This window comes from Paenibacillus sp. FSL H8-0048 (assembly GCF_038002825.1).
GTDB lineage: Bacteria > Bacillota > Bacilli > Paenibacillales > Paenibacillaceae > Paenibacillus_AQ.
The window spans coordinates 5,874,908-5,886,370 of record NZ_JBBODF010000001.1; the positions used below are offsets into that span (position 1 = coordinate 5,874,908).

10 protein-coding genes and 1 pseudogene are annotated in these 11,463 nt (G+C 53.5%); 6 read left to right on the top strand and 5 right to left on the bottom strand.

The features are described 5' to 3' along the window. Positions 1-21: 21 nt before the first annotated feature. On the bottom strand, positions 22-993 hold the full coding sequence (locus NSU18_RS25445; RefSeq protein ID WP_341150357.1) for an aldose 1-epimerase: 972 nt from the start codon (positions 991-993) through the stop codon (positions 22-24). A gap of 447 nt (positions 994-1,440) precedes the next feature. On the opposite strand from NSU18_RS25445, the gene trpS reads away from it, so the two are divergent. Next, positions 1,441-2,430 carry a tryptophan--tRNA ligase gene (trpS, locus tag NSU18_RS25450; RefSeq protein WP_340938262.1) on the top strand — a complete coding sequence of 330 codons (990 nt, stop codon included), beginning with the start codon at positions 1,441-1,443 and terminating at the stop codon, positions 2,428-2,430. A 1-nt stretch (position 2,431) separates the two neighbouring features. Here trpS and NSU18_RS25455 read toward each other — a convergent pair whose 3' ends face one another. Both NSU18_RS25455 and NSU18_RS25460 read right to left on the bottom strand, forming a co-directional pair. After that, positions 2,432-2,623 (bottom strand): hypothetical protein, encoded by a 192-nt coding sequence (locus NSU18_RS25455; RefSeq protein WP_036701722.1) that lies wholly within the window; start codon positions 2,621-2,623, stop codon positions 2,432-2,434. 531 nt (positions 2,624-3,154) lie between these two features. Next, complete coding sequence (locus tag NSU18_RS25460; RefSeq protein WP_341016870.1) at positions 3,155-4,159, bottom strand: metal-dependent hydrolase; 1,005 nt, start codon at positions 4,157-4,159, stop codon at positions 3,155-3,157. Between the two features lie 206 nt (positions 4,160-4,365). Here NSU18_RS25460 and cyoE point away from each other — a divergent pair, with 206 nt between their 5' ends. Further along, the gene (cyoE, locus tag NSU18_RS25465) at positions 4,366-5,298 is read left to right on the top strand and encodes a heme o synthase (RefSeq protein ID WP_036701718.1); all 933 of its coding nucleotides are present in this window, start codon (positions 4,366-4,368) and stop codon (positions 5,296-5,298) included. A gap of 31 nt (positions 5,299-5,329) precedes the next feature. Continuing rightward, the gene (locus NSU18_RS25470; protein WP_341150358.1) at positions 5,330-5,947 is read left to right on the top strand and encodes an SCO family protein; all 618 of its coding nucleotides are present in this window, start codon (positions 5,330-5,332) and stop codon (positions 5,945-5,947) included. Between the two features lie 107 nt (positions 5,948-6,054). Here NSU18_RS25470 and NSU18_RS25475 read toward each other — a convergent pair whose 3' ends face one another. Beyond that, the gene (locus NSU18_RS25475; RefSeq protein ID WP_341016873.1) at positions 6,055-6,414 is read right to left on the bottom strand and encodes a toprim domain-containing protein; all 360 of its coding nucleotides are present in this window, start codon (positions 6,412-6,414) and stop codon (positions 6,055-6,057) included. 110 nt (positions 6,415-6,524) lie between these two features. Beyond that, positions 6,525-7,703 carry an MFS transporter gene (locus tag NSU18_RS25480; protein ID WP_341150359.1) on the bottom strand — a complete coding sequence of 393 codons (1,179 nt, stop codon included), beginning with the start codon at positions 7,701-7,703 and terminating at the stop codon, positions 6,525-6,527. A 252-nt stretch (positions 7,704-7,955) separates the two neighbouring features. On the opposite strand from NSU18_RS25480, the gene NSU18_RS25485 reads away from it, so the two are divergent. From NSU18_RS25485 to NSU18_RS32445, 3 genes and pseudogenes are all read left to right on the top strand, one after another. Next, complete coding sequence (locus NSU18_RS25485) at positions 7,956-8,399, top strand: hypothetical protein (RefSeq protein ID WP_341016875.1); 444 nt, start codon at positions 7,956-7,958, stop codon at positions 8,397-8,399. 51 nt (positions 8,400-8,450) lie between these two features. Continuing rightward, a complete protein-coding gene (locus NSU18_RS25490) occupies positions 8,451-9,590 on the top strand; it encodes a transglutaminase domain-containing protein (RefSeq protein WP_341150360.1) in 1,140 nt (379 codons plus the stop codon). Positions 9,591-9,939: 349 nt separating this feature from the next. Further along, positions 9,940-11,462 (top strand): annotated as a pseudogene (locus tag NSU18_RS32445) (penicillin-binding transpeptidase domain-containing protein); the annotation flags it as partial. Position 11,463: the final 1 nt, after the last annotated feature.

Below are 11,463 nucleotides of genomic sequence, written 5' to 3' on the forward strand. Positions count from 1 at the left end.
GGATGGTAATTATATGAAAATTCAGCGCTCCGGATAGATCATCTGCAGCGTGTCTTCCAGAACCAGCGTCTGTCCGGGTTCAAGCGTGATCAGCCCGGTAGCGGAGGCGTCCTGCTCCAGATTAGGGGCGTCCGGAAGCCAGGTGAGCGGTTCAATGCACAGGAACTGGTCGGCTTCGCCTTTGGTATAGAGAATCCAGTGGCGGAAGAGGTCAGGATTGGCCGAGTAACGCAGCCCGTACCCATCGTCCCGCATCAGTACGGCCTCGGCAGGCTGGCCTTCTGCTATACGCAGGACAGTATCCAGGTCCGCACCTTCAAGATTCAGCCGGGTGTGCAGGCTCGTAAGCTCCCCAAGCGGCAACAGCTGTCCTGTAGACAAGAGATCCTCACTAAGCTCGCAGACGGCCCCGGCAGGAAGGGTGACATTCCAGCGGGAGGGCGTTCCGTCCAGCATGAACCACGTATGATAGCCTATGCCAAAGGGGACGCGCTTGCTGCCGAGATGAGTGACTCTGAGCGTCTGCTGGAGCCGGGCATCCTGAAGCCGGAAGGTCATTTCAAACTTCAGCGGCTCGGGGAATTGTCTGATCCACTCGGGATCATCCGCAGTAAGGAATTCAGTGGTGACCGCACAGCCATCCTCGTCCTCTTCAATGTCACTGACACACCAGGCCTGGGTGCGGTGCAGTCCGTGGATATGATGTTCTCCTGCATTACGGTCGAACTGGTAGCTTGTGCCGTCGAATTGGAAGCTTCCGCCGCGTATGCGGCCAGGCGGCACCAGGAGGGGCAGGCCGAAGTGATAAGGTTTCTGCATATATGATGCCAAGTCGCTTTCTTCAGGCTGACGGAGGATCTGCCGCTCCATGGTGAGGTCCCACAATGAAATTACGTTATTACCCAGCCGGGGCAGAAGCGTGACTTCCAGTTCCCGGCTATGCAAAATGTACGTATCATAACCGTTCCACTGCCCTTTGGTCACCTGTTTCATAAGAGATATGCTCCTTTGATAAGCTGTAATCAGATTACATACACACGAATATCTTTATCATACCAGATTTATCCGGCGGAGGTTAGGGATTTGACAACTTCTCCGGGCCGATCTATGATGGAGGCATCAAGTAACACAGGTAACGCGATGACAGGGACAAGTAAGCATGGACTGTACCTCCAGAAAGCCGGTGGCTGATGTGAACCGGTGGTGCACCTCTGACTGAATGGACCCTTGAGCGCCGCGCTCGAACAGGCTGTTTAAGCCTTAAGTAGACCGGCCGCCTCTTCCCCGTTAACGGAAGCCAAGGCTGTTTGCACAGATCCCTGCGGGGACTCCAGGCAGCGAATAAGGGTGGTACCACGGTCTCACGTCCCTTGCGGATGTGGGGCCTTTTTGCGTTCTATGCGCCAGCGGATATTAATTATGATGATGGAGGATAAGGAAATGGCTAAAAAAGTATTGTCGGGCATACAGCCCAGCGGTTCACTAACACTCGGTAATTATATCGGGGCAATCAAGAATTTCGTCAAGCTTCAAAAGGAATACGAATGTTACTTCATGGTGGTCGATCTGCATGCCATTACGGTAGCCCAGGACCCTGCGGCTCTGCGTGAGAATTCCGAATCAGTAGCCGCGCTGTATCTGGCTGCAGGCATCGATCCGTCCATTGCACATGTCTATATGCAGTCCCATGTGCCGCAGCATGCCGAGCTGGGCTGGATTCTGACTACGCTCACTGCCATGGGTGAGCTGGAACGGATGACACAGTTCAAGGACAAATCGGCCGGCAAAGAATCCGTGGGCGCAGGTCTGTTCGTCTATCCGTCGCTGATGGCCGCCGATATTCTGGTCTATAATGCGGATCTGGTGCCGGTAGGGGAAGACCAGAAGCAGCATCTGGAGCTGACCCGTGACCTGGCGGGACGCTTCAATCACCGGTTCGGTGACTTCTTCACTGTCCCTGAGCCGTACATTCCGGAGGTCGGCGCGCGGATTATGTCCCTGGATGACGGTACCAAGAAGATGAGCAAAAGCGATCCCAACCCCGGCAGCAGAATCGGACTATTGGACCCGCCTGATGTGATCCGCAAAAAGATCAGCCGGGCCACAACGGATTCCGGCCGTGAGGTTATCTTCGACCCGGCGGCTAAGCCGGAGATCAGCAATCTGATGAGCATCTATGCCGAGTGCTCGGGAATGAGCCTGCAGCAGATTGCCGACAAATATGAAGGCCAAATGTACGGCGGCTTCAAAAAAGAGCTGGCTGAAGCGGTCGTAGCCCTGCTGGAGCCGATCCAGCAAAGATATCAGGACATTCGCAGCTCAGGGATGCTGAGTGATATTCTGGCTCAGGGTGCCGAAAGTGCACGGATCAGTGCTGCCCGGACCCTGGAGGGCGTCAAGGAACGGATGGGCTTCCTGCCTACCCGTTAAGTTAAGGGGTAGGCTGGTTACTCTCCGCCTTGCGTCTCAGCCTGGCCTTGACGATGAAGCCCCAGCCGATGTTGAGCACGCACAGCGCGCCGAGCAGGAGCGCCAGCCAAATGTTATAGCTGATCGAGATGGAAGCTGCTGTGAGGAGTAGAATTGAAGAGCAGGCGAACCACAGTGACAGACCTTTACCCATATGTTCCAGCCTTCCTTTCTGCTTCAAATAGTGTACAAGTGAATCTCGGTGTGCCTCGCAGCATGCCGGGATTTTTAGTTCAAAAGTAAGCTTTCAGTTCAAATGTAAATAAATGTAGTAGGTGAGCACTTGCTTTGCGCTGTAACCGCTTTATGGTGATTGTGCCTTATGCCGTCCCGGGCGTCAAGGGGCAGGCAAGAGAATAGATCCCCCGGTAAATATAGTCTATAACGTATTAGATGAGTTGCATTATCCTGCACAAATTGCAACATTTCGATTTATAAATCACCCCAAATCAAAAAATGTTGCACAAAAGGCAGCAATCTTCCTCCCCCAATCAGCGGAGCGGGGAAATTCCTGCACTTCATGCAACATTCCTTACAGAGACCCTTATATCCCTTATTCAAAGTTGCAATATTTACAACATCTCGGCGTGATCCCTGACCGCACATGTGGGTGGTTTTGGTGGTAAATGTAATTAAAAAAGTGGCACCTGCCCCGGCAGATGCCACCTGTTTTCAAAAAAACTTCCTACAGCTTGACGGTTCCCGGGTCAATGGCGAAGCGTTCATCGAGCTTCTCGCTGCTTAACCAGCCGACATAAGTATTCAGCGGTTTATACTCATGATCCATTACCAGGACAGCGACGAACGGGAATTGCTTACGGTGTAAATAACGGACATCTCCCCAGCGTACAATATAACCAGAGGGCAGCTCCTCCACCTCCGCGACAGCGTATGAGGTGAAGTACAGGAAGGCCTGAATATCCGGATGGGATTTGGAATGCTCGACAGCGGGGTGAGTGGAGCACACCGCATGCTTGAACCATTCCAGCCGCCCGCTGTTCAGCAGTCCGACATTATAGCTGCCGTCCGGCTTGGCTTTGACCACATTCCACCGCGCTGGCGAAATGGTGGGGATCACATAATACCGGTCACCTGCATGGTGGTGAACATCCTTGTTCTTGATGCTGCGCGTAATGCGGGCATGAACAAGGGTCCGCCAGATGTAGTACAAGACGATGCAGGCGTACAAGGTAATGAATAGTGGAGCGGGCGGCACTATTCCGCTGATCCAGAGAATAATCGCGGCTGCATGGCTGCCGAAGATAAACGGATCGAAGATATGGATGATATTCCAGGCGATCCATTTCTCGGTGAACGGGCGGGCAGCCTGAGTCCCGTAGGTGTTGAACAGATCGGAGAATACATGGACGGCAACGCCGATGAAGCTCCAGAGCGCGATATGGCTTAAGGTACCAAGGTCTGTGAAGCCGAACAACGGCCCGATGACCACTGTGATCAATGCCGGCCACAGCAGTAAAAAGGGCAGTGAATGGGTGATTCCCCTGTGATTGCGGATATATACCGCGTTATCCTTCAGACGCAGGGCGGTATCGGCATCCGGTGCCTGAGAAGCCAGTACAGTGGCTACCATCACCGCTCCGGCCAGCGTTCCATTCGAAGCGACGAGCGGATCGACGAAGGACAGACCTGCAAGTCCAAGTCCCATAACAAAATGTGTGGCAGTATCCATTAGTCAGATCTCCTTTGTACGGAAGTTCTCTATTAATAACTACCCATTATTGGGCTAAGTTATTTAAGGACAGGGAAATAAATATCGTCACGTAATTGTCGAATTAATGAACATCATGGTCAATGATTGTCAAAGTCTTTCCCAGTTTGCTATGATAAAGTTAATAGCGGAGTGTTAGAAGTTCCCTAGAAGGAGGAACCCGATACGTGGACAATCAATTGAGATATCAAGCTTCTTCTGATTCCGCATCAATGTCTGCCAAGTCTCCACCGGAAGGTGCAAGCTGGCGCGACTTTATTACCGTTACGAAGCCCGGCATTATCCGCTCCAATCTGATTGCGGCATTTGCAGGCTATTGGGTGGCATCAGGCTGGGATGTGCAGTATGGCCGCCTGATTCTTACTTTGCTCGGCACCATGCTGGTCATGGCTTCGGCCTGTGTCTTCAATAATTATTTTGACCGCGATCTGGATATGAAGATGGAACGGACCCGGGAACGCGGGCTGCCTACAGGAAGGCTGAAGCCTACAACAGTACTTATCTATGCCATTGGACTCGGCATTGCCGGGCTGGGCGTGCTGTTCGCATTCTGCGGCGTATTGGCCGGATTGTTCGGCATAGTCGGCATGTTCGTATATGTTGTAGTGTACACCCTTTGGCTCAAAAGAACCTCTACCTGGAGCACCTCGGTAGGTGCGATCTCGGGGGCCATGCCTCCTGTCATCGGCTATGTGGCTGTTACAGGAACTGTGGATCTTGGAGCCTGGCTGCTGTTCGCAATGCTCTTTTTGTGGCAGCCGCCCCATTTCTGGGCACTCGGTATCCGCCGCAAGGAGGAATACAGAGCAGCAGGCTTTCCTCTCCTTCCGGTAGTGAAGGGGACGCGACGCACCAAATTTCAGATGATTCCTTATGTGGCTCTGCTGCTTCCGGTGCCTGTGCTGATGTACGCCTATGATTATGCAGGTATTTATTATCTTATTGTATCACTGGCCTTGTCGGTTGGCTGGCTCTACTTAACCCTCATCGGATTCAAGGCCAAGGATGATGAGATCTGGGCGAAGAAAAGCTTCCTCTTCTCCATTAACTATCTGACCTTAAGCCTGATTGCCCTGGTGCTGAATACCATTCATGTGTAAGCATTCTTAGGATAGAGAGGGAAGGTGTCCTGTGCAGACCTTGAAACGTTACAAGTGGACCTGGCTGCTGCTGCTGATTGCAATCATTATGGCTGCCTATCTGGCGGTCCAGTCATTTGGGTTCGGTGAGAAGAAGCTGCCGGTCATCGGTCAGGTACAGGACTTCTCCCTGGAGAATGTGGACGGGAAGCAGATCAGTCTGGCAGATACGGCTGGCACAGCAAGGCTGGTCTATTTCTTCTTCACGGTCTGTCCTGATGTGTGTCCGATTACCACCTATATGCTGTCAGAGACTCAGGATATACTGGTTAAAGACGGCAGCTTCGGCAAAGACGTTGAATTCGTCTCGATATCTTTCGATCCGAAGAATGATACCAGGGAAGCTATCAAAGCCTTTGCTGACAAGTTCCATGCTGATTACAGCGGCTGGTATTTTCTGCGGGGGGATCAGGAGCAGGTACGCAAGCTGGCAGCGGAGTCCTTCAAGGTGCTGATCTACGGCACGAGCAAGGATGATTTCGCCCACGCGAACCTCATTGGTCTGGTGGACAAGAATAATCAGCTCCGGGGATTGTACGATGCGGGGGATACGGAGAATGTAACGCCGGAGTTCCTGGCCAGAACGGTTAAGAAGCTGGCCCGTGAATAGTACAGGAACGCAATAAACGAGGGTGTCCGTGAAGCAGTGGAGCTGCTGCACCGGACACCCTCGTTTTGTGGTGAAAGGTTAAGAATGTATATGCTTCATGCGATGAATTATCCTTCTATGCCCTGAGGATACGGCTGGGGGTAAATAATGAAATCTTCAAGTCCGGCCTTCTCCAGCTGGGTGATGTTATATTCATCCGGAGTCCCTTCCACACCGGCATAACCCTTGCGGGTATACATATGAACAGCATCGGGAAAGGCGTCCCGCAGGACAGCACGGATTTTTTTGCCTGAGCTGTCATTGTCCATGTACAGATAGACTTCCCCGTCCCGGATCGTATTCCGCAGGGATTCCAGCTTCAGGGTATTCAGCGTACCGAAGGTGCACAGAATGTCGACCTCTGGATCAAGCAGCCGTCTCAGTCTGCTGCGGTCGTTCTTGCCTTCGACAATAATGGTGATGGACATATGCAATCAGCCCCCGGATCATAGTTGTTATGACGATATTGTACCTAAGCTGCGCTATTTTTAACAGCGTAGCGGAACAATATGTATTCATTCCCCGGGAAATGTCGCATTCAGGCGGCAGGACTGTTCCAGCCGGGAGCATAAGAAGAGAGACGGCTGGATCTGCCCGGAGGCAGCAGCAGGAGAGCTGTCATCAGCAGCACGAAGGCGATGAAGTAAGGCGAAACATACCCTCTAAGCTGTCCGGCGGTTACAGGTCCGGCGAAGGCCCCAAGGGACATGGCGATGGATTGCAGCGAGAAGGTCCGGCCCAGCCGTCCTGCGCCGCCCAGACTGATGAAGAGGGAGGCCATAGCCGGGAACAATACCCCTTTGGCAGAGCCGAGCAGGAAGAGAACGACTCCGGCCGGGATGCTGCGGAAGGCAGCCAAGGTGAAGAAGCAAAGAGCCATCCCAAGCAGGGCAACAGCAATACGTATGCTTGGCGAGAGCCGGTTCAGGAAGAACAGGCAGAGGGTCGCCAGCGCTCCAAGGCTGAGCAGAGAGAGCAGAATTCCTGTAGAGACCATTCCGTCCTGTCCTTGTGACAGCGGAAGCTCGAAGAACAGTACGCCCTGAGAGCAGGATACGAAGAAGGGCAGCAGATAATAACGCCTGGAGACAGCAGGCTGGGCGGTATCTACCGCCCCGGGTTGCAGATTCTGCTTCACCGGGAGTGCAGGCTTATGCAGTACCAGGGCGGGATTATGCTTCGGCACACTGAAGAAGGCCATCACACCGGTGAAGATCAGGAGCCACCCTAATGTACTGAAGGTGCCGGAGTAACCGGCTTTGGCTACGATGAAGGCTCCGGCAGCAGGGGAGACCACCGAAGCCAGCGTGTGAATAATTCCGTTGCCTGACATGTATTTGCCCTGGGTCGCCGGATCAGAGGAGAGCGAGGCTAATAGGGTCATACAGGCTGGCGAGAGGAACGCCAGGGCGAACCCGCTCGCTGCCCGCAGCAGGAGCAGATGCCAGGGCAGCTGGGCATGCGCCTGCAAGAGCAGGATCAGTCCTGCTACAGTAAGGGCGAACACGATATAGCGGCGGCTGCCATTGCGGTCTACAAGTACACCTGCCAGCAGATTGCCCGGGAGGTGGGTCAGGGAATACATCCCCATCATCCAGCCGATGAAGGCCGGGCCCGCTCCCAGTGACATGGCAAAGGGGGTCAGGATAGGATACTGGGCATGCAAATCGAAGAACGCCAGGAACATGAAGAGGTAGAGCCACATTGCAGTTTTCACGGATAACACCTCCAGATTAGCGGCCAGCCGCTGATGACGGAACGGATTCCAGCAGAGGGAACAGCCTACTTGTACTTTACGTGCGGCAGCGGGGGCTTATACCATTTTCTTGGCCAGCCCTGTATGCAGTTCTGCATTCCGGCAACCATGAATTATAAGGGTCATTCATGTATAATAATTAATATTAATGAAATGTCTGACGGGACAGCGTCCCGGAGTGGCGAAATTTGCGATTGGGGTGTTGTGAAATTGATGAATCCGGAAGTGTGGTCACAGTTTATCAGAGAGAATTGGCTTGTTATCGTTATTGCGCTTGTCCTGCTGTTCGCAGTCGTTAACATCGTTAAGACTATGCTGAAATGGGCTATCGTCGTCGTTATTATTGTGGGGCTGTTCATTTATAGCGGGGTAACTATGGACCAGATCGGTAATGCCGTTAACAAAGTGGCGGACGGGACGGTCAGTACGCTGAAGAATGAGGCGCAGGAGGTCATGCTCAAAGAAGCGCAGGAAGCGGTTTATACCTCCGGCGGTGACGGCACCTTCACCATCACTACTCCTAATCTGGAGGTGAAGGGCTCTGCCGCAGAGGATAAGGTGGAAGTGGTCTTCCGCGGAGTCAGCCTCGGGAAGTGGAGCGTTACGGATACAACCAAGACCTTCATCGATGAAGCCAGGAAACAGGCGGGCAAGTAACAGTGCAGCTGGCTCAGGGTTACCTGCAGCAGCAGAAGGAGGAGTGATTCATTGAACAGCTGGATAGAAAGTCTTCGGGAAGCCAATATCATCTCCATTGTTCTGCTGCTGGTGGTCCTCTTCTCTGCCCTGCAAGGCTGGGGCCGGGGCTTCCGCAGAGCAGCCGGAGGGCTGTTCGGCATGCTCGGATCAGGCGTGCTTGCGGCAGCTTCGCTGGTGATGGCGATTCCCGCAGCCGTATATCTCTCACCTGCTGCCGGGAACTGGGCTTCGGGCGTTACTCCGCCGGATGCCAAGCTTAGCCAATGGCAGCAGTTATATTACACCGGAGCCTCCGTACTGGCGAATTCACCAGTGGTGCGGTTTCTGCTGCTGCTCTTACTGTGCTATACCTTGATTCGTCTGCTGTTGGGGCTGTTGTTCCTGCTTCTGCCGTTCCGCCTGCCGCGCCAGTCCGGGAGGGGTTCGGGGCAGATCACAGGCTTCAGCCGGCTCGTCGGGGCAGTGCTTGGCACCGCCGCGGGGCTTACCCGCGCCTTGGTGCTGGTCTTTGTCCTGTTCATCAGCGTCGCCTTGAACCCGGACAGCGGCTTCAGCCGCTACGTGCAGTCATCACCGGTCTACAGCCAGAGTGCGGAAGCGGTATTTGAGCCGCTGGCCGGTGAACAGGTCAGAGGAAAGCTGCCAGTGCTGACTAAGGCGGTAGCCGCCGAGATGAGCGATATTCTCCGGCGCAAATATGAGGTGATTGACCATGATATTTCGGCGGATATTGCCGGTGCAGCCGCAGATATTGCCGGACAAGCCAGCGGGGATGAAGAGAAGGCCAGACTGCTCTATGACTGGGTAGGCTCGCGTATTGCGTACGATTATAACAAAGCAGAGAATTATGAAGAGAGACGGATCTGGCATGAGCAGACCCCGCAGGATACGATGGATACACGGCTTGGGGTATGCATTGATTACGCGCGGCTCTATGCCATGATGGCCCGTTCGCAAGGCCTCCAGGTGCGTGTCGTCACCGGTAAAGGCTATGACGGGCAAGGCGGTTATGGACCGCATGCCTGGAATGAGGTCTATATCAGCAGCCGTGCAGCCTGGATTCCGCTTGATTCCACCTGGGCCAGCAGCGGCGACTGGTTCAATCCCAGGGATTTCGACTCCACGCATCTCAAGGAAAACATCCTCTGAGAAGGAGCGGATGCTCTTTTATCTATGGTACAATAACAGTGGGCAAGTGGAAGCGGCTGTGCCGTCCTTTCAAAGGATGGTACCGTTTCAGCGGGAAATAGAAGGATAAGTTATCGTATGCAACATAAGGAGAGGACTTGCTGTGAGATGGTTCGGTAAGCCGGGCTCCGGCCCGGGTGATGGAGATACCCGCAACTACCTGAGCTTACGCATAAATCTGTTTTTCTTCGGCACTTTTTTTATTTTTGTGATCATCATGATCCGGCTTGCAGGACTGCAGTTTGTAGAGAGTCCCGAGCTTAGCGAGGTGGAGGCCAGCCGGGAGACCAAGGATGTTCCGCTTGCGGCGATCCGGGGGACTATTCATGCGGCGGGCGGGGAAGACATTGCCCATTCCACACCGATTCAATCCTTATTCGTTACGTTAACCCAAGAATACACTGCGAAGGTCAAGAATAAGAAGACCGGCTTATATGAACCCACCGCTGAAGCCAAGGCGAATACGAAGGCGTTGGTGGCGGGGCTGTCATCTGTGTTTGAAGAGTATGGCGATCCTGCTGCGAAGAAGCTGCTTAAGGAGGATATCCTGCTGCTGCTTGATCTTGAATATAAGAAATCACTGGGGTATGTCCCGCGCAAGATCAAGACCGGTCTTACGATGAAGGAAGTCGCCCATCTGATGGAGAACAGGCAGCGTTATCCCGGGGTGTCTGTTGTGGAGGAGAGTATCCGCCATTATGACAAGGACACGGTGGCCGTCCAAACGGTTGGTTATATGAAGCAATTCCGTTCTACAGAAAAAGGGTATAATTTATACAAAAACATCCGCAGCGCCATGTGGTGGCAATGGCAAGTATGCCGGACTACGATACGAATGTCTGGAATGCCGAGAAGCTGGTGCCCGAAGTGTGGGACCAAATTGAGGATTATTACCAGAACGGGACAATTAACGATATTTCCTCCGGTGTCTCCGGCAACGGGCTGAAGTCATTGATCTTCCTGGGTTCCACAATTAAGCCGTTAAGTGTCTTGATCGGTCTGGAAGAAGGCTTATTCACTACCGGTGATACTTACACGGATAAAGGGCTCGCTTATTTCGGTAAGGATAACAGCTCCTCGGTCAGGAATTCCTCCGGCCATGTCCTGGGACCGCTTAGTCCGGCGGAGTCTATTCAGGAGTCCTCGAATGCATTTATGGTAGAGTGGGTCGGTAATGCCTTGTACAAGAAGTATCCGGGAGAGGGCATTGCCGTATGGGACAAATATATGAAGGCATTCGGGCTTGGGGTGTCTACGCAAAGCGGGCTTCCGGGTGAAAGCGCCGGAGTTGCCGATTATCTTGATCCGAAGAAGGCGGGCTCTGCCCAAGCGGCGCTGGTCTATGCCTCCTTCGGCCAGAAGGGGAAATACACTGCACTTCAGCTTGCCCAGTACACGGCGACGCTTGCGAATGAAGGCGTGCGGATTAAGCCTCAGCTCGTCAGTAAGATTACAGATCCCGAAGGCAATACGGTTAAGCAATTTGGGCGGGAAGTCCTCGACAGCATCTCGTTTCATCCTGCTTACTGGAAGGAGATCAAGCGCGGGATGAATACTAAGGTTAAGGCGTTTGACGGTTTCCCGTATGATTTCGCCCGCAAGACCGGAACCTCTGAGATGGAAGCGTTCGGGGCCACCCGTGACAACGGGGTATTCATTGCTTATGCTCCGCGTGAGCATCCTAAGCTTGCAGTGGCCGTGATCATCCCGGAGGGCGGCTTTGGAGCGAACAGTGCCGCACCGGTAGCCCGGAAGATCTTTGAAGCCTATGACCATGAGTATGGGCTGGATGGAGTCCCTAAGAAGAATGTGCCCGAGTCAAGGGTGGACTAAA

Coding starts and splice junctions, on each gene's coding strand:
- NSU18_RS25455 (WP_036701722.1), bottom strand. CDS start 2,623: ATGGGTAAAGGTCTGTCACTGTGGTTCGCCTGCTCTTCAATTCTACTC.
- trpS (WP_340938262.1), top strand. CDS start 1,441: ATGGCTAAAAAAGTATTGTCGGGCATACAGCCCAGCGGTTCACTAACA.
- NSU18_RS25445 (WP_341150357.1), bottom strand. CDS start 993: ATGAAACAGGTGACCAAAGGGCAGTGGAACGGTTATGATACGTACATT.
- NSU18_RS25460 (WP_341016870.1), bottom strand. CDS start 4,159: ATGGATACTGCCACACATTTTGTTATGGGACTTGGACTTGCAGGTCTG.
- NSU18_RS25485 (WP_341016875.1), top strand. CDS start 7,956: ATGAATCCGGAAGTGTGGTCACAGTTTATCAGAGAGAATTGGCTTGTT.
- NSU18_RS25475 (WP_341016873.1), bottom strand. CDS start 6,414: ATGTCCATCACCATTATTGTCGAAGGCAAGAACGACCGCAGCAGACTG.